General features: G+C 74.2%; 13 protein-coding genes. 8 read left to right on the top strand and 5 right to left on the bottom strand.

Features of this window, described 5'->3' with window-relative positions; all coding sequences use genetic code 11:
* Positions 1-7: 7 nt before the first annotated feature.
* The 3 genes from solA to HEK131_RS11075 are packed head-to-tail and all read left to right on the top strand — an operon-like array spanning position 8 to position 3,927.
* The gene (solA, locus tag HEK131_RS11085; protein ID WP_244334623.1) at positions 8-1,177 is read left to right on the top strand and encodes an N-methyl-L-tryptophan oxidase; all 1,170 of its coding nucleotides are present in this window, start codon (positions 8-10) and stop codon (positions 1,175-1,177) included.
* Positions 1,174-2,304 carry an aromatic ring-hydroxylating oxygenase subunit alpha gene (locus HEK131_RS11080; RefSeq protein ID WP_217460707.1) on the top strand — a complete coding sequence of 377 codons (1,131 nt, stop codon included), beginning with the start codon at positions 1,174-1,176 and terminating at the stop codon, positions 2,302-2,304. The genes solA and HEK131_RS11080 overlap by 4 nt, the downstream gene beginning before the upstream one ends.
* Before the next feature lie 60 nt (positions 2,305-2,364).
* Positions 2,365-3,927 (top strand): APC family permease, encoded by a 1,563-nt coding sequence (locus HEK131_RS11075; protein ID WP_217460708.1) that lies wholly within the window; start codon positions 2,365-2,367, stop codon positions 3,925-3,927.
* Between the two features lie 11 nt (positions 3,928-3,938).
* Here HEK131_RS11075 and HEK131_RS11070 read toward each other — a convergent pair whose 3' ends face one another.
* The 4 genes from HEK131_RS11070 to HEK131_RS11055 form a co-directional block, all read right to left on the bottom strand.
* Positions 3,939-8,591, bottom strand: coding sequence for a hypothetical protein (locus HEK131_RS11070; protein WP_244334621.1), 4,653 nt, complete (start codon positions 8,589-8,591; stop codon positions 3,939-3,941).
* A gap of 56 nt (positions 8,592-8,647) precedes the next feature.
* Complete coding sequence (locus HEK131_RS11065) at positions 8,648-9,520, bottom strand: hypothetical protein (RefSeq protein ID WP_244334619.1); 873 nt, start codon at positions 9,518-9,520, stop codon at positions 8,648-8,650.
* A 97-nt stretch (positions 9,521-9,617) separates the two neighbouring features.
* Positions 9,618-11,147 carry a hypothetical protein gene (locus tag HEK131_RS11060; RefSeq protein ID WP_244334617.1) on the bottom strand — a complete coding sequence of 510 codons (1,530 nt, stop codon included), beginning with the start codon at positions 11,145-11,147 and terminating at the stop codon, positions 9,618-9,620.
* Between the two features lie 108 nt (positions 11,148-11,255).
* Positions 11,256-11,948 (bottom strand): GntR family transcriptional regulator, encoded by a 693-nt coding sequence (locus HEK131_RS11055; RefSeq protein WP_217460712.1) that lies wholly within the window; start codon positions 11,946-11,948, stop codon positions 11,256-11,258.
* A 185-nt stretch (positions 11,949-12,133) separates the two neighbouring features.
* Here HEK131_RS11055 and HEK131_RS11050 point away from each other — a divergent pair, with 185 nt between their 5' ends.
* From HEK131_RS11050 to HEK131_RS11030, 5 genes are read left to right on the top strand one after another with little or no spacing between them, the layout of a single operon-like run.
* On the top strand, positions 12,134-13,438 hold the full coding sequence (locus tag HEK131_RS11050) for an MFS transporter (RefSeq protein ID WP_244334615.1): 1,305 nt from the start codon (positions 12,134-12,136) through the stop codon (positions 13,436-13,438).
* The gene (locus tag HEK131_RS11045; protein ID WP_244334613.1) at positions 13,435-14,274 is read left to right on the top strand and encodes a putative hydro-lyase; all 840 of its coding nucleotides are present in this window, start codon (positions 13,435-13,437) and stop codon (positions 14,272-14,274) included. The genes HEK131_RS11050 and HEK131_RS11045 overlap by 4 nt, the downstream gene beginning before the upstream one ends.
* A gap of 37 nt (positions 14,275-14,311) precedes the next feature.
* Complete coding sequence (locus tag HEK131_RS11040; protein WP_244334611.1) at positions 14,312-15,079, top strand: LamB/YcsF family protein; 768 nt, start codon at positions 14,312-14,314, stop codon at positions 15,077-15,079.
* Positions 15,076-15,693: a 5-oxoprolinase subunit PxpB gene (gene pxpB, locus HEK131_RS11035; RefSeq protein WP_244334609.1), complete on the top strand. Its 618-nt coding sequence runs from the start codon at positions 15,076-15,078 to the stop codon at positions 15,691-15,693. Before HEK131_RS11040 ends, pxpB begins: the two co-directional genes overlap by 4 nt.
* Positions 15,690-16,559 carry a biotin-dependent carboxyltransferase family protein gene (locus HEK131_RS11030; protein ID WP_217460717.1) on the top strand — a complete coding sequence of 290 codons (870 nt, stop codon included), beginning with the start codon at positions 15,690-15,692 and terminating at the stop codon, positions 16,557-16,559. Before pxpB ends, HEK131_RS11030 begins: the two co-directional genes overlap by 4 nt.
* 54 nt (positions 16,560-16,613) lie before the next feature.
* Here the strand turns inward: HEK131_RS11030 and HEK131_RS11025 are convergent, their stop codons facing one another.
* Positions 16,614-18,032 (bottom strand): HEAT repeat domain-containing protein, encoded by a 1,419-nt coding sequence (locus HEK131_RS11025; RefSeq protein WP_244334607.1) that lies wholly within the window; start codon positions 18,030-18,032, stop codon positions 16,614-16,616.
* Positions 18,033-18,282: the final 250 nt, after the last annotated feature.

The following is an 18,282-nucleotide window of genomic DNA, read 5'->3' as shown; positions in this document are numbered from 1 at the left end:
CGCATAAGTGTCCCCCACCTACGACGTGATCGTCATCGGGCTAGGCGGCATGGGAAGCGCCGCCGCCCACCATCTCTCCGCGCGCGGCGCCCGGGTGCTCGGGCTGGAGAAGTTCGGCCCGGTGCACGACCGGGGCTCCAGCCACGGCGGCTCCCGCATCACCCGGCAGTCCTACTTCGAGGACCCGGCGTACGTGCCGCTGCTGCTGCGCGCCTACGAGCTGTACGAGGAGGTGGAGCGGGCCACCGGCCGCAACGTCGCCGTGCTGTGCGGCGGGGTGATGGCCGGGCCGCCGGGCTCCCGTACCGTCTCCGGCTCATTGCGCTCGGCGACCGAGTGGGACCTGCCCCACGAGCTGCTGGACGCCAAGGAGATACGCCGGCGCTTCCCGACCCTCGCCCCGGCCGACGACGAGGTGGCCCTGTTCGAGGCGAAGGCGGGCCTGCTGCGCCCGGAGAACATGGTCGCCGCCCATCTCCAGCTCGCCACCCGGCAGGGCGCGGAGCTGCGGTTCGAGGAGCCGGTGCTGCGCTGGGAGCCGTACCGGGACGGGGTGCGTGTGCACAGCGCCGAGAACACGTACACCGCCGGGCAGTTGGTGATCTGCCCCGGCGCCTGGGCGCCGCGGCTGCTCGCGGACATCGGGGTACCGATCACGGTCGAGCGGCAGGTCATGTACTGGTTCCAGCCGAAGGGCGGCACCGGAGCGTTCGTGCCGGAGCGCCACCCCGTATACATCTGGGAGGACGCGGACGGCGTCCAGGTGTACGGCTTCCCGGCCATCGACGGGCCCGACAAGGGCGCCAAGGTCGCCTTCTTCCGCAAGGGGCAGGACACCACGCCGGAGACCATCGACCGGACCGTGCACGAGCACGAGGTGCGGGCCATGGCGGACCACATGTCCGCGCTGATCCCCGATCTGCCGGGCACCTTCCTGAAGGCCGCCACCTGCATGTACTCCAACACCCCGGACGAGCACTTCGTGATCGCCCGGCATCCCGCGCACCCGGAGTCGGTCACCGTGGCCTGCGGGTTCTCCGGGCACGGCTTCAAGTTCGTGCCCGTCGTCGGCGAGATCCTGGCCGACCTCGCGCTGACCGGCTCGACCGCGCACCCGACCGGCCTGTTCGATCCCGCCCGCCTCACCGCCCCGGCCGCCCGAGGAGCCCAGCCATGACGACGTCCCCGGTCTCCCCCAGCCTGATCGCCACCCTCCCCGGCCGCTACTACACCGACCCCGGGGTCTTCCGGCGCGAGCAGGAGGCGCTGCTGGAGTCGATGTGGTTCTGCGCCGTGCGCAGCGCCGACCTGGACCGGCCCGGCGCGTTCCGCACGGTCCAGGTCGGCCGGGAGAGCGTGCTGGTCACCCGCGACCGCACCGGCGCGCTGCGCGCCTTCCTCAACGTCTGCCGCCACCGGGGCGCCCGGCTGTGCACCGAGGAGTCAGGCGAGGTCCGCCGCGGCCTGCAATGCCCGTACCACGCCTGGACGTACGGGCTCGACGGCAGGCTGGCCGCGGCGCCCGACCTGACGAAGATGCCGGACGTGGACCGGGACCGGTACGGGCTGATCAAGGTCGCCCTGCGCGAGTGGCTGGGCTACGCCTGGGTGTGCCTGGCCGACGAACCGCCCTCCTTCGAGGAGACGGTGGAGCACGCGGCCGTGGAGCGGCTCGGCGACCCGGCCGCCATCGAGCACTACGGCACCGAACGCCTGGCCCTCGGCAAACGCGTCACCTACGACGTGCGGGCCAACTGGAAGCTGATCGTCGAGAACTTCATGGAGTGCTACCACTGCGCCACGATCCACCCCGAACTCACCGATGTGCTGCCGGAGTTCGCGGACGGTTACGCGGCCCAGTACTACGTGGGCCACGGCGCGGAGTTCGGCGCGGACGTCGAGGGGTTCACGGTGGACGGCAGCGCGGGCTTCGGCCGGCTCCCGGACGTCGCCGCCGAGCAGGACCGGAGGTACTACGCCATCACGGTCCGGCCCAACGTCTTCGTCAACCTCGTCCCCGACCACGTCATCCTGCACCGCATGTTCCCGCTGGCCGAGGACCGCACGGTGGTGGAGTGCGACTGGCTGTACGCGCCCGAGGTGGTGGCGTCCGGCGCCGACGTGTCGAAGTCGGCGGAACTGTTCCACCGGGTCAACGTCCAGGACTTCGAGGCGTGCGAGCGCACCCAGCCCGCCATGTCCTCGCGCGCCTACCGCGAGGGCGGGGTGCTGGTGCCGACCGAGCACCACATCGGGGCGTTCCACGCGTGGCTGCTGCGGATGCTGGGCGAGGAGGCTCCGTGAGGGCCGAAGCGGGGTAGGAACCGGCCACCCCTCCTCATCCCACGGCCCCCAGGAGTCCCGATGACCACCCCAGGCCCGGCACCGGACGCGCACGGCGAGGACGACAGCGAACTGGCGGAGTTCGGGTACCGGCCCGAACTCAAGCGCACCCTCGGCAACTTCCACACCTTCGCCGCCGGGATCAGCTACATCTCGATCCTGACCGGCACCTTCCAGCTCTTCTACTTCGGCTACGGCAGCGGCGGCCCCGCCTACTGGTGGTCGTGGCCGCTGGTGTTCGTGGGCCAGTTCGCGGTGGCCCTGTGCTTCGCGGAGCTGGCGGCCCGCCATCCGGTGGCGGGCTCGGTCTACAACTGGTCGAAGCGGATAGGCAATCCGCACCTGGGCTGGCTGGCGGGGTGGATGATGCTGATCGCGTCCATCGTGTCGATCGCGGCGGTGGCGCTCGCCTACCAGCTCACGCTGCCGCAGATCTCGTCCGTCTTCCAGTTCGTCGGGGACGGCACCGGCACCTACGACGTGGCGACCAACGCGGTCGTCCTGGCGACCGTGCTGATCCTCTTCACCACGCTGGTCAACGCCTTCGGGGTGAAGCTGATGGCCACGATCAACGCGGCCGGGGTGTTCATCGAGCTGATCGCCAGTGTGGTGCTGATCGTCATGCTGGCCGTCCACATCACCCGCGGGCCGCAGGTGGTGCTGGAGACCAACGGCACCGGGGCGGGCCACGACGCCGGTTATCTCGGTGCGTTCATGGTGGCGTCGCTGGCGTCCGCGTACGTCATGTACGGCTTCGACACGGCGGCCTCGCTCGGCGAGGAGTCGCTGAACCCGTCCCGCAACGCGCCCCGCGCCATCCTGCGGGCGATCATCGCCTCCTTCGTGCTGGGCGGTCTGGTGCTGCTGCTGGCGCTGATGAGCGTCTCCAGCCTCAAGGGCGACAAGCTCTCCACCGACGGGCTCCAGTACGTGGTGCTGGACGTGCTCGGGCCGACGGCCGGCAAGGGGATGCTGTGGTGCGTGCTGATCGCGGTCACGGTGTGCGCGCTGGCCGTGCACACGGCGGCGATCCGGCTGGCGTTCGCCATGGCACGGGACAACAACCTGCCCGCGTCCTCGCTGCTGGCCCGCGTCAGCCCGCGCTTCCGGACCCCGGTGGTGCCCGCCGTGGTGATCGGGGTGCTGGCGCTGGCGATCCTGGTGGTCAACATCCGCCAGCCGCAGATCTTCACCGTGGTCACCAGCATCGGCATCATCATGATCTACCTGGCCTACCTGGGCGTGACCGCGCCGATGCTGGTGGCGCGGCTGCGCGGCCGGTGGACCCCGGCCGGTGAGGGGCGGTTCTCCATGGGCCGCTGGGGTCTGCTCGTCAACGTGGTCGCGGTGGTGTGGGGCGCGGGCATGACCCTGAACCTGATCTGGCCGCGCGCCGCCGTCTACAACGCGGCCCCGCCGCAGCACTGGTACCTGCGCTGGGGCGCGGTGCTGTTCGTGGCCGTGATCGCGGGCGGCGGCTTCGCCTACTACTGGTTCGTCCAGCGGCACCGCACCGGCGTCCTGGCCGAACACCGCCTGGAGGTCCCCGAGGAGACCTCCCTGCCCGCTCCCGCGTCCGACTGACCGCCCTACGCCTAGGACGTGACGGCCGCCGGGCGCTTGTACATCCGGGTCGCGGTGATCTCGCTGCGCACCGTCTCCCCCGCGACCGGCTGCTGGGGAAGGCCCGGCCGGAGGTGTTCCTCGACGCTGATGTACTTCAGCCCCGCCCGGAGGTCGGCGTCGTTGCGCAGCCGGATGACGAGCGGGAACTCGGCCAGCGCGGTGGTGTCGAACAGACCGGTGGTGTAGAGGAGCTGGACGCCCAGCGCGTCGGACACGGCCCGCTGGAGCTCCAGCAGGTACGTCGCGTTGGCGCGGCCGATGGGGTTGTCGAGGAACAGCGTGCCGGCGTGCCGGTGCTTGTCGCGGCCCCGGTCGTTGGAGCGCAGGGCGGCCATCGTGCAGTACAGCGCGATGGCGGCGGTGAGCAACTGGCCGCCGGAGAAGACGTCGCCCATCTGGCCGACGGGGACCCGCTCGGCGCGCAGCACGGCGTCCGGCTTGAGGATCTCCACCGCGATGCCCCTCGGCTGGAGCGCGGCCGCGACTCCGCGCAGCAGCAGGGACATGCCGTCCCGGCGCAGGTCGGAGTTCTTCTTGACGGCGGCACGGGTGGCCTCGTCGATGACCTCGCCGAGGCGCTCGGTGAGGGTGGCCTGGTCGGGCTCCTCGAAGCGGATGCGGAGGAACTCCTGGCCGGACCACTCGCCGAGCCCCTCGGGCAGCCGGGAGAGCCGCTGTGCGGAGCGGAGCGTGGCGAGGGAGGACTCCACCAGGCCCCGCAGCCGGTCCACGATCGAGTCGCGGTTGCGCTCCAGTTGGGCCAGCTCGTCGGTGAGGACGCGCAGCCGGGGCGCGAAGGCGTCGGCCCACTTCTGGGCGTGCTCGGGCAGCGCGGCGGCGGGCAGTTCGCGGATCTGCTGCCTGGCGGGGGTGCGGACCTGCTCGTAACGGGTGGAGTTGGCGTGCCGGACGAGAATGTCGCTCGCCTCGCGGACCGCGGCGTCGGCGGTGGAGAGGTCGGCGGCGCAGCCGCGCAGCGAGCGGCGGGCCTCGGTGGCCGCCTGCCGGGCCTCCTCCAGGGTGCCGGGGTAGGGCTCGGGGTCCTCGCGCTCGTCCTCGGCGGCCGGTTCGCGCAGGAGGTCGCGGAGCATGGCCGCGGTCTCGTCGAAGCCTCCGGCGGCGTCCTCGGCGGACCGGTGGGCCTGCTGGAGCTCGGCATGGGCGGCGCGGGCCTCGGTCAGCGCCTCGGTGCGGGTGGCGAGTTCGCCGGTGGCGGTGCGCAGCAGGGCCTGGGCGTGCTCGGCGTCGCGCGGGACCAGTTCCTCGGACAGCTCGGTGTGCGCCTCGCCCTCCTCGGGGGCGTGCCGCTCGGCCTCGCCGCGCAGCCGGCCGAGCTGTTCGCTCGCGGTCGACATGCGGGTCTCCAGCAACTGCACCAGTTCCTCGGCGCGGGCGGCGGCCGACTGCCGGGAGGGGCCGTCGGAGCCGTCGGGGGACTGCAGGAGCTGTTCGGCGCGGGTGCGGACCTTGTTGCTGAGCCGGTCCAGGTCGGCGCGGGCGCCGCTCTCGTCGCTCTCGGCGCGGGCCTGTTCGGCGCGCAGGTCGGCGCCGACGCCGACCTTCTCGTACACCTGGGAGGCGGCCCGGTACGCCTCGCGGAGCGCGGGCAGGGACGACTTCGGGGTGCCGTCCTCCGCCTCGGGGACGTCGTCGGGGGCGCCCGCGATCTCGGCGCGCTCGGCGCGCAGGGCGCGGGCGGTGCGGCGGGCGTCGTCGGCGGCGCGCTGGGTGGCGCGGCGGTCCTCGTCGGCGGCGCGGGCGCGCTCCAGGCAGGACTGGGTACGGGCCTCGGACTCGGCGGCGTCGTCGGCCAGTTCGCGCAGCTTGACCTGCCAGGTGGCGCGCTCGCGCAGCCGGTGGGCGAGTCCGGCGAGGGCGTCGGCGACGCGGCTGGCGCGCTGGGCGGCCTCCTGCCGTTCGTCGCGCAGCCCGGTGGCCTCGGCGGCGGTCTCCTCGGCCTCCGCGCGGGCGGTGCGCGCCTCGGTGAGTTCGGCCTCGGCCTCCTCGGCGAAGGCGCGGGCCTCTTCGGCGCCGGCGGCGAGTTCGACGATCCGTCCGGCGGGGCAGCCGGTGCGCCAGGAGCCGAGCCGGGCGGCGAGTTCGCGGTCCTTGCCGAGGCGTGCGGCCAGCGTCCGGATCTCTTCGTCGCGTTCGGTGGCCCGTGCGCGCAGCGCCTGGCGTTCCTCGTCGGCGGCGTGCTCGTCGTGCATGGCCGGGTTCGGCGGCACCAGGAAGACGCTGGAGGCGTCGGAGGGCTGCGCGTCGGCGGCGGGCGCCGGGGCGAGCAGGGCGGCGGCGGTGCCGACGGCGACGGCGGAGCGGGGCAGCAGGGCCGCCTCGCCCAGGGTCTGGCGGGCGCGGGCGTGGGTGTCGGGGTCGGTGATGATCACACCGTCGACCAGTTCGGGGCGGGTGGCGAGCACGCGCGCGTGGTCGGCGGGGTCGACGGCCTGGGCGAGGTAGCGCCAGCCGGGCAGGGCGGGGATGCCGTGCTCGCCGAGGAACTCCACGGTGGCCAGCACGTCGGGACCGGGCGGCAGCAGGCCGCCGTCGCCGAGCGCGGAGAGGATGCGGGTGTCGTCGGCCGCGGCGGTGCGCAGGTCGAACAGGGTGCGCTCGGCTGCGGACACGGCGGCGTCGAGCAGGCCGCGCAGTTCGTCGGCGAAGCGGTCGAGTTCCTCGGCGGTGAGCGGGCCCTCGGTGGCGCTGTCGCGCACCGGCTCACCGGATTCGGAGCCGTCGCGCGGGGCGGGGATGGCCGAGCGCGCGGAGCCGGCGGCGGGGAGGCTGAGCAGTTCCGCGAGGCGCTCCTCGGCGGCCAGTGCCTCGGCGAGGCGCCGCTCCGCGTCGTGGGCGCGTCCGGCGGCGGTCGCGGCGTCGGCCGCGCGGGCTGCGGTCAGTTCGGCGCGGGACTCGGCGGCGGCCGCTTCACGGGCGTGCTCGACGGCCGCGCGGGCCGCCTCGCGGGCGGTGTCCCAGGCGGCGACGGTGGTCTTCTCGGCGTCGCTGGCGGCGAGCGCGGCCCGCGCGGGGTCGGCGTCGGGGGCGCTGTCGTCCAGCCAGCCCGCGCGGACCGCCTCGGCCGTCTCCTGCTCGACCTCGGTGAGGCGCTGGCGCAGGTGCCCGATCTCGCTGCGGGCGCGCTGGGCGTCGGTGGCGGCGGAGGTGGAGTCGCGGTAGGCGCTGTCGCTGACCTCCTGGAGGGCGGCGGAGCGCTCCTCCTCCTCGTTGGCGAGGGCCTCGGCGTTCCCGGCGGCGGCGTGCAGGGCGCGTACGAGGTCGACGGCGGCCCTGGCACGGGCGGCGAGCGCGGGCGCGGCGTCCCGCTCGGCCTCCTGGATGGCGGCGGAGACACGGGCCACGCGGTCGGCGGCGGCGCGGTGGCGCAGTACGGCCTCGGCGGCCTGCCAGGCGGAGAACAGGGTGCGGGCGTCGGCCAGTTCGCGCTTCTGCGCGGCGGCGGCCTTCTCGGCGGCGGCGAGGGACAGCGAGGCATGCCGGTAGGCGAGTTCGGCGGCGACCAGGGAGCTGCGTTCGCGGGCGCCCTCGGAGTGGGTGACGGCGTAGGCGGCGGCGGTGACGCGCTGGGCGAGGTCGGAGGCGCGGACCCGCTCGCGCACGGCACGCGCGGACAGCCGCCGGGCCAGGGTGCGGGTGCGGCGCTCGGCACCGGTGTGCACGTCCCGCGCGCGGGCGCGGGCGTCGGCGGCCTCGACGATACGGCCGAGCAGGTCGACCGAGCCCGCGGTGAAGTCGCGTTCGGCGATGAGTTCGGCGCGGCGGCCCAGCTTGTTGCCGAAGCCGCTGACGAGGTCGGCGAGGCCGTCGGTGTCGCGGGTGTCGGTGACGGCGCGCAGCAGCAGGTCGGTGAAGTCGGAGTCCTTCTTGACCGCGAAGAGGCCGGCCGCCTCGCCCTCGTCGGCGTTCATCTCCCGCTGGTAGCGGAAGAGTTCAGGGTCCAGGCCCAGCTCGCCGAGGTGCTCGGTCCAGCGCTCGTGGGTCTCCTCCCAGTGCGCCTCCAGGTGCGGGTAGTTCTTGCCCGCCTCCATGAGGGCGTCGCGGAAGCCCTTCATGGTGCGGCGGCGCCCCTGGGCGCCGGAGGCACCCTCCACGATCGGCCGTACGGCGGTGGACTCGGCGACGGGCAGGTTGTCCAGGCTAAGGCCGGGGCCGGGCCGGAAGGAGTACCAGGCCTCGGCGAACTTGCGCGGGTCGTTGGAGACCTGACGGCCGCGCCACTCGCTGACCTTGCCGACGACCACGCACTCGCCGGTCTGCACGTGCTGCCACTCCAGCGCGACGTGCCCGCAGTCGTCGGCGAGCAGGAACTTGCGCAGCACGCCGGAGCTGGCGCCGCCCAGGGTGTTGCGGTGGCCGGGCAGCATCACCGAGAAGATCAGCTTGAGCAGCACTGACTTGCCGCCGCCGTTCTCCAGGAACAGCACACCGGCGGGCGCGGGGCGGCGCGGCGGGCCGACCGGCTCCTCCTCGAAGAACTCCGCCTGGGTGGGGGCCGGGTCGGGCACGGGCGCGCCCACGCCCCGCATATCGAGCACGGTGTCGGCGTATCGCGCGCCGGCGGGCCCGATGGAGTAGAGGCGGACGCGGGACAGCTCGTACATGGCGGACTCTCGTCGTAAGTCTTCGAAAAGGTGCGGTGGTTCGGGGGGGGAGCGGGTCAGGAGTGGAAGGGCAGTCCGGCGTCGGCCACCAGGTCCAGGTCGTCGGTGTCCTCGGCGGGCAGCAGACTGGCGGCGGCGCCGGTCTCGGCCACGACGCCCAGCTCCAGCAGTTCGCTGAGCGCGGCGCCGCCCGCCATGTCCCGCACCTGGAGCTGGTAGCGGGCGGTGGTGCGGTAGGTGCCGCCGTGGTCGTCGCCGGTGCGCTGGAGGAAGCCGGAGTCGGTGAGGAAGCCGAGCGCCTTGGCGACGATGCCGGTGGTGGAGGCGGCCGGGCGGCGGGCGTCCTTGGTGGCACCGGTGGCGCTGCGCCGGGCCCAGATCCGCCAGGCGGCCTCCAGGCCGGGGGCGTCGGTCACCGGGTCGGTGTTCTCCCCCGACTGCTCGGCCCGCTCCTCCAGCCTGCGGCACGCCTGCCGTACGAAGGCGTCCACGCCGTTGACCGTGACGCGTCCGATGTAGGAGTCGTCGGCCAGGTCCTCGGGGCGCGGGAACGCCAGCGCGGCCACGGCGAGATGGGCGAGGCCGTGCAGGAACCGGTCGGCGGAGTCGGCGGTGGTACGGCGGGCGTAGTCGCCCATGCGCACGGCGAACACCGAGTCCTCGGCGGCCGTGACGGCCATCCCGGCCCGCGGCGACACCTCCAGCACGACGAGCCCGAGCCCGGTGGCCACGGCATCGGCGAGCCGCGAGAACGCCCCGTCCTCCCGGTACCGGCGCAGCAGCTCGGTGTACTCCTGGTCCCGCGCGGGCTGCAGCTTGGGCTGCAGCCCGAACGCCACGAGCCGAGCCGCGTCGGCGGCGTCGGCGGGGGTGACGGCCGGCGGCGGCGCCGGCGCTTCGACGTCACTCCACTCGACGTGCTCGGTCACGGTCGGATCTCCTCGGGCAACTTGGAAACAGAGGGACAGGTGGCTTCCTCAGGGGCGCGGGGAACCGCGCGACGAGCCACGACGGCGGGAAGGCCACTCACCCGGCCACCGCCCGGTCGCTGGCCATCCCGACGGCATCCAGCAATGCGGTCCCTACGATGAGATCGGCCCCGCCGAAGTCCGGATCATCCAGCTCGGTACCGTCATCGACGGCGAACAACAACTTCTCCTCGCCCTGCCGGTAAGCGGTACCGACAGCGGGGCTGGCCGCGTGAACGGCCATCAGCGCGACCAGATAAGCCAGCTCGAACCCCTCGGCCGCCCGGGCCTCCGCAAGCAGCCCCGAGAGCCTCCGGGGAGCGTCGGCCGGCAGGTCCAGCAGAGCCCTGGCCGCGGCCATCTGCTCCTCCGAGAACCGGCTGTCGTCCGGCGTGGCGATGAGATCCGGCTCGGGCATCTCCGCCCCGAGGTGCTCCCGCTCGACGGGCGGAGTGAGCAGGATGTCGACGAGGTCCCCCACCCGCACCGACACCGGCGTGCGCAGACCCACACCGCTGGCGAAGAACGCGTCGGTGACCCGGATCGCCTGCTGGAGCGGCAACGGCAGCACAGGCGCGACCAGATGCCCGTACAGGTCCATGCCGGAGGTCCCCGTGGGTGTGGCGAACGCCTGCCGGTCCTGCTCCGCGCGGAACAGCGGCCCCGCCTCCAGCAGCCGGGACTGGAGCTGGGTGTGGCGCCGGATGCAGTCCTTGACGATGTCGACCAGCTCGGCGGCACGCCGCTTGTGCTCCGGCTCCTCCGTCTCGTCGCGGGCCTTGCGGATGTTGGTGAGGATCGCGTTCTCGTGGCGGTAGCGGTCGGCCACGTGGTCCAGCGCCTCGGCGATCATGTCCGGCACGGAGTTGAGCCAGTCGACCGCGCGGACGTTGCGCCGGGTGGCGTCCAGGGCGCGGCGCAGGGTCTCGGAGTACTGCACGGTGCGGTAGCGGGCCTGCTCGGCGGCGAGCTGGGCGTCGGCCAGGCGGCCCCGGTTGATCAGCACCTCCAGCTTGACCTCGGCGGCGATCTGGGCGCTGGTCACGTCGGTGTCCAGGGCGCCGACGAGAACGTTGACGGCTTCGTCGGTGGTGCGCAGGTAGACCGTGCCGCCGGGGCCGGGGACCTCTTCGATGAGCTTGAAGTCGTAGTCGCGGCGGACGTAGGTGCCGTCGGAGGCGAAGGTGCCGTACACCGCGCGGAAGCCGCGGTCGGCGCTGCCGACGTTGATCAGGTTCTCCAGCACCCAGCGGGCCACGCGCTCGTGCTCGGCGGTGGTGCGGTGGGGGGCCTGGGCGGTGATGCGCGGGACGAGGCGGGCGACGATCTGCTCGTGGTCGGCGCCCGTGTCGAAGTCCATGTTGAGCGTGACGAGGTCGATGGCGGCGAGCGCCACCTCGGCCATGCCGTACGTCGAGTACTCACCGGCCAGGTTGGCCTTGCGGGCGTCCAGGTCGTGCAGCGGCGCGGTGCAGGCGAGCGCGCGCAGCCGCCGCGCCAGGCCCTCGTCGGCGGCCGGGCCCGGCGCGGGGCGCGGCGCCGCGCTGAGCTGGGGCGGAACGCTGTCCGTCGGTGCAGGCGAAGTCACGGTGCACAGATTAGGTCCTCGGTCCGACAACAACCCAAACGGTGCGGAAGCGACGGCCGTCACAGTGGCGCGAGACCCCCGTTCCCGGCGGCCGCAACACCCTTTGCGTCACTCCTCGTCGACCCGGCGCCGGTAGACCTCCACCACCCGTTCCAGCGAGTCGGCGAGGTAGGTCGACAGCAGCCGTTCCGCCCCGCCGGGGTCGCCGGCGCGCAGGGCGTCGAGAATCTGGCGGTTGCGGGCGAGGTAGGGCTCGTGGAGGCGGCGGGGGTGGTCGACGAGGTGGAAGGCGAGACGGAGTTCGGCGAAGACGCTGCGCATCAGCTCGTCGGTGCGTGCGCTGCGGGCCAGCGCGACCAGTTCCCGGTGGAAGTGGAAGTTGGCCGTCCCCAGCGATTTCCAGTCACTTTCCCGTGCCGCCACCTCCCCCTCGGCGACCGCGCCGGCGAGCTCGTCGAGGGCGTACGGGGGCTCGCCGAGGCCGCGTACGACGGCGCACTCGACCAGGGCGCGGGTGCGGTAGATGTCCTCCACGTCCGCGACGCTGAGCACCCGGACGAAGACACCGCGGTTGAGTTCGTGGACGAGCAGCCGTTCGTGGGTGAGCAGCCGGAACGCCTCGCGCAGGGTGTTGCGGGACACCCCGAGGGCGCCGCCGATGCTGTCCTCCGACAGCCGGGTGCCTGGCGGGAAATAGCCCTCCGCGATGCGGCTCCGGAGGATGTCGGAGACGCGTTCGGCGGTGCTGGTCCGGCCCAGGAGGGCGCGGTCGTCGGCCAGTTGGGTCAACTGCTCTGCCATGCCCGGAATTCAACCGCAGAGCCGGGGACGGGACAACGTACCCATTGAAGGATCGTTGAACGATCCTCTACGGTGCTCCGCACGGCCCTCCCCCACGAGGCCCGCACCCGCACGTCCCCGCACCGCACGACCCCCGCACTGCTCACCGACCCGCACCCCCCTCACGCTTCTGCGAGGTGCCGCCCATGAGCACGACTCCCCCACCCGAGCTGACCGTCGCCCCGGACCGCCCCGCCCACGAAGAAGGCCCGCTCGGCTGGTTCCGCGCCCTCGGCCCGCGCGGCCGCCGCGCCTTCGCCGGGGCCTTCGGCGGCTACGCCCTCGACTCCTACGACTACTTCACGCTGCCGCTGACCATGGTCGCGCTGGCGGCGTACTTCGACCTGGACAGCGGCCAGACCGGCCTGTTCACCACGGTCACCCTGGTGCTGTCCGCCCTCGGCGGCGCGCTGGCGGGCGTGCTCGCGGACCGGATCGGCCGGGTCCGGGCCCTGATGATCACCGTCGTCACCTACGCGGTGTTCACGGTGGCCTGCGGCTTCGCCCCGAACTACGAGACGCTGCTCCTCTTCCGTGCCCTCCAGGGCCTCGGCTTCGGCGGTGAGTGGGCGGTCGGGGCGATCCTGGTCGCCGAGTACGCGAGCGCCCGTCACCGGGGGCGCACGCTGGGCGTGGTGCAGAGTTCCTGGGCGGTCGGCTGGGCCCTGGCCGCGATCGTCTACACGCTGGTGTTCTCCTTCGTGGACGAGGACCTCGCCTGGCGGGTGCTGTTCTGGACCGGGGCGCTGCCCGCGCTGCTGGTGGTGTGGCTGCGGCGCCGGGTGCACGACGCCCCCAAGGCCGCGGCGGCCCGTGAACGCAGCCCGGAACGCGGCTCGTTCACGGCGATCTTCCGGCCGGGTACGGCGAAGTCGCCGGGCCTGCTGCGCATCACCCTCTTCGCCAGTCTGCTCTCCACCGGTGTGCAGGGCGGCTACTACACGCTGGCGACCTGGGTGCCGACGTACCTGAAGACCGAGCGCGGCCTGTCCGTCGTCGGCACCGGCGGCTATCTGGCGCTGCTGATCTCCGGGGCCTTCCTCGGCTACCTGACCGGCGGCCACCTCACCGACAAGCTGGGCCGGCGCCGCACCATCTGGCTGTTCGCGCTGCTGTCGGCGGTCTGCGTGCTGGCCTACGCGAACATCCCGCCCGGCGCGGGCACCCTGCTGCTGGTGCTGGGCTTCCCGCTCGGCTTCTGCATGTCGGCCATCTTCAGCGGCTTCGGCTCCTACCTGAGCGAGCTGTACCCGACGCCGGTGCGCGGTACGGGACAGGGCTTCACGTACAACACCGGCCGCGCGGTGGGCGCGGTCTTCCCGACGCTGGTGGGCTTCCTCGCCGACAGTTGGGGCGTCGGCGGCGCGCTGATGTTCGGCGCGGCGGGCTACGGCCTGGCCGCGCTGGCGCTGTTCGGGCTGCCGGAGACCCGCGGGCGGGAGCTGGCATGACGCGCCCCGACCTGACCGGTGACCGGCCGGTGGCCCTGACCGACACCGGCGCCCGTGACTGGAGCCCCCGGACCGCGCGGGCCCGCTTCCGGGCGGGCCTGACCGGCCCCACGGCGGGCGTCGCCGCGGGCCGCACCCAGGCCAACCTGATCGCGGTGCCCGCCGACTGGGCCTACGACATGCTGCTGTTCTGCCAGCGCAACCCCCGGCCCTGCCCGGTGCTGGACGTGACGGACGCGGGCGCGGTCACGACCGTCCTCGCCCCGGACGCGGACCTGCGCACCGACCTGCCCCGCTACCGGGTGTGGCGGGACGGCGAGCTGGTGGCCGAGCCGACCGACGCGCGCGAGTACTGGCGGGACGACCTGGTGGCCTTCCTGCTGGGGTGCAGCTTCACCTTCGAGTGGGCGCTCGCCGGGGCGGGCGTACCGATCCGCCATGTCGAGCAGGGCCGCAACGTCCCGATGTACGTGACCGACCGGCAGTGCCGGCCGGCGGGGCGGCTGCGCGGGCCGATGGTGGTGTCGATGCGCCCGGTGCCGCCGGAGCACCTGCGGGCCGCGATCCGGGAGAGCGGGCTGCTCCCGGCCGTGCACGGCGGCCCGGTGCACTGCGGCGACCCGGCCGGGCTCGGCATAGCGGACCTGGCCCGGCCTGACTTCGGCGATCCGGTGGAGCCGGCGCCGGACGACATCCCGGTGTTCTGGGCGTGCGGGGTGACCCCGCAGGCAGCGGTGACGGCGTCCCGGCCACCGTTCGCCCTCACGCACGCGCCGGGGCAGATGTTCCTGACCGACGCGCGCGACGAGCAGTACCGCGTGGTCGGCGTCGACTGATCACGTGTGTCCGGAAACGACGGAGGTGCCGCAGACGATGACCGCGACCGAGCCGATCGATCTCAACGCCGACCTCGGCGAGGGCTTCGGCCGCTGGCGGCTGACCGACGACGAGCAACTGCTCTCCGTCGTCACCAGCGCCAATGTGGCCTGCGGCTTCCACGCCGGGGACGCGCCCACGATGCGCCGGGTGTGCGAACTGGCGGCCGCGCGCGGGGTGACGATCGGCGCCCAGGTGTCCTACCGGGACCTCGCCGGTTTCGGACGGCGCGCGATGGACGTCCCGGCCGCCGAGCTGGCGGCCGAAGTCGCCTACCAGATCGGCGCGTTGGAGGTGTTCGCACGGGCGGCGGGAGCCTGCGTGGCGTACGTCAAGCCGCACGGCGCGCTCTACAACCGGGTCGTGCGCGACGAGGAGCAGGCCCGCGCGGTGGTCGAGGGGGTGCTCCTCGCGGACGCCCGGCTGCCGGTGCTGGGGCTGCCCGGCTCGCGCCTGCTGGAGGTCGCCGCGAAGGCGGGCCTCCGCGCGGTGCCGGAGGCGTTCGCGGACCGCGCGTACACCGACGAGGGCACGCTCGTGCCGCGCGACCGGGAGGGCGCGGTGGTCAGCGACCCGGAGGCGGTGGTGGCGCGCTCGCTGGACCTCGCCCGGTCCGGCGAGGTGGCCGCGCTGTCGGGCGCCCGCATCCGGGTACGGGCCCGTTCCCTGTGCCTGCACGGCGACACCCCCGGCGCGGTCGAACTGGCCCGGCGGGTGCGGACCCGGCTGGCCTCGGCGGGCGTGCCGGTGGAGGCGTTCGCATGAGGGCGCTGCCGGTGGGCGAGCACGCGCTGCTGGTGGAGGTCGCCTCGGCCGAACAGGCGCGGGCCCTGCACGCGGAGTTGCTGCGGCGGCGCGCGGAGGGCTCGCTGTCGGCCCGTGAGATCGTCCCGGCGGCCCGGACGGTCCTGCTCGACGGTGTGGACGACCCGGTACGCCGGGCCGCCGAACTGACCGGCGCCGAGGTGCCGCCCGCTCCCCCGGCCACCTCCGTCCCGGTCGAACTCCCGGTGCGCTACGACGGGCCGGACCTCGCGGAGGTCGCCGCGCACTGGGGGGTGACGCCGCGTGAGGTGGCCGAGATCCACGCGGGCACGGTGTTCACGGTGGCCTTCTGCGGCTTCGCCCCGGGCTTCGGCTACCTCACCGGCCTGCCGGAGCACCGGTACGCGCCGCGCCGGTCCACCCCGCGTACGGCGGTCCCGGCCGGGTCGGTCGCGCTGGCCGGGCCGTACACCGGGGTGTACCCGCGCTCGTCGCCGGGCGGCTGGCAGTTGATCGGGCGTACGGACGCCGTGCTGTGGGACACCGCGCGGGAACCGGCCGCCCTGCTGGCACCGGGCACGCGGGTGCGCTTCGCCCCGGTGGGGGCAGCGTGACCGACCGTGCGCTGGTGGTGGTGCGGGCGGGCGCGCTGACGACCGTGCAGGACCGGGGGCGGCCCGGCCATGCCCACCTGGGCGTGCCCCGCTCGGGTGCGCTCGACCCGCCCTCGGCCGCGCTCGTCAACCGGCTGGCCGGCAACTCCCCCGACGCGGCCGTGCTGGAGACGACGCTCGACGGCTGTGCCGTACGGGCGCGTTCGTCGGTGACCGTGGCGGTGGGCGGCGCGCCCTGCCCGGTCACGGTGGGCGGCCGCCCGGCGCCCTGGGGCGCACCGGTCCGCGTGCCCGCCGGCGAGGTGCTGGAGGTGGGGACGGCGGTGGCGGGGGTGCGTACCTACGTGGCGGTGTCGGGAGGTGTCGCGGTGGAACCGGTGCTCGGCAGCCGTTCCACGGACCTCCTGTCGGGCCTGGGCCCACCGCCCCTCACGGACGGCACGGTGCTCCCCCTCGGCGCCCCGGCCGGCCCTCCCGCCCGCACGGACACCGCCCCGCAGCCCGCTCCCCCGGCCGAACTGGTCCTGCGGATCACTCCGGGACCCCGCGAGGACTGGTTCACCCCGCGGGCCCTGAGCGACCTGACGACCGTCGCGTACCGGGTCTCCCCCGCCAGCAACCGCATCGGCCTGCGCACGGAGGGACCCACGCTGGAACGCTCGCGAGCGGGCGAACTCCCCAGCGAGGGCATGGTCCTGGGCGCGGTCCAGGTCCCCCCGGACGGCCACCCGCTGATCTTCCTTGCCGACCATCCCACGACCGGCGGCTACCCGGTCCCGGCGGTGGTCCACCCGGCCGACCTCGCGGGCGCGGCCCAGGCGAGGCCGGGCACACCGCTGCGCTTCGTGCCCGTACGCCGCCGCTGACCGAAAAAAGGGGGGCTCACCGGCGTGCCGGTGAGCCCCCCTTTTCGGGTCTCGTCACAGAGGCTGCGGGTCCTGGTCGAAGCGGCTGCGGACCGCCGTCTGGACCTCGTCCTCCTCGGCGGGGTCGGCGGCCAGGCGGCGGAGGCGTTCGACGACGCGGGCGTCGCCGGTCTCGGCGTGGCGGGCGGCCAGTTCGCGGGTGGTCTCCTCGCAGTCCCAGAGGCACTCGACGGCGAACCCGGCGGCGAAGGAGGGGTCGGTGGCGGCGAGGGCGCGGGCGGCACGGCCGCGCAGATGGGAGGAGGCCGTCTCCCGGTACACATGGCGCAGCACGGGTGCCGCGCAGGCGATGCCGAGGCGTCCGGCGCCGTCGACGAGGGTCCACAGGGTCGGCGCGTCGGGGCCCTCGCCCCGCACGGCCTCGCGCAGGGCGCCGAGGACGAGGTCGCTGTCCTGGGCGCCGCCCCGGCAGGCGAGGACGCGTCCGGCGGCGGCGCCGAGCGCGTCGGGCCGCTGGGCCCAGCGGCGGGCGCGGTCGACGGCGGCCGGGGTGGGCATCCGCTCGAACGCGTCGAGGGCGGCGTCCACGACGACCCTCGTCCCGTCCGCGACGGCGGCCTCGACCAGGTCGAGCGTCTCGGGCGCCTCGCTGTCGGCGAGGTAGCGCAGGGCGGTGCAGCGGGCGCCGTCGGTGCCCGCGCGGGCGGCGGCCAGGATCTCCGGCCGGTCCTCGGGCGCGGCGACGGCGGCCAGACAGCGGGCGGCGGGGACATGGAGGGCGGCACCGCGCTCGATGCCCTGCTGGGCCCACTCGAAGACGGCGCCCACGCTCCAGCCGGGGCGTGGCCCGGTGGGCCGCATCTGCCGCTGCCAGCGGTCGAAGCTGCCGGCCTCGCTCGCGGCCCGGACGCGGGTGGAGACGGATTCGCGCGGGTCGTCGGCCCACAGGCGCCAGGGCCTCGGTTCGAAGGCGTCGCGGACGGTGGCCGCGAGTTCGGCCTCGCCCGCCGGGTCGGTGCCGAAGCGGGCCAGCACGGGGGCGGCGAGGGCGCGCAGGCCCGCGTCGTCGTCGCGCAGGGCCAGCTCGTCCAGCGCCCAGGCCCAGTTGGCGCCCGTGGCGGCGTACCGGCGCAGCAGGGCGAGCGCGTCGAGCCTGCCGTAGGAGGCGAGGTGGCCGAGCACGGCGAGGGCGAGTCCGGTGCGGGACTCGTCGGTGTGCAGGGCGTCCTCGGGATCGAGGAGGTGGGCCTCGATGGCGTCCAGCTCGCCGTGGAGGTCGAGGTAGAGGCGCGCGTAGTACAGGGAGCGGTTCTCCACCTGCCAGTCGTGGCGGGGATCGTGGAGCACGCAGTGGTCGAGGGCCTGGAGCGCTTCCGCGCGGGGGGCGGTGAGCGCGTGCAGGGTGCCGTCACCCCGGCCCCGCTGGAGCAGGCCGAGCAGGGTACCGCTGGGCGCTATGACCGGATCGAACATGGGAAACAGCCTCACATCAAGCGTCGACGCAACCGGGGAACACTCATCACCTGGCCGCGTGACACAACGTCGGAGCGCCCGCCGTCTTCTGCTTGCTGCTACCCATTTCCCTCTGCCTCTCGTCGGGGCCCCTTGCGGGCCGCTTCACGGCCCGCGTGGTGCGGCAACACCTGCCCAGCCATCGCGTCCGTGAATCACGTCGTCATGATGACCCGCGGTTTGTGCCGCCGCGACCGTATTTCCCGGCGGT

It is taken from the genome of Streptomyces seoulensis (assembly GCF_022846655.1).
Classification (GTDB): Bacteria; Actinomycetota; Actinomycetes; order Streptomycetales; family Streptomycetaceae; genus Streptomyces.
Note: the sequence above shows the minus strand (reverse complement) of the source record. Positions and strands in the feature narration are given on the sequence as shown.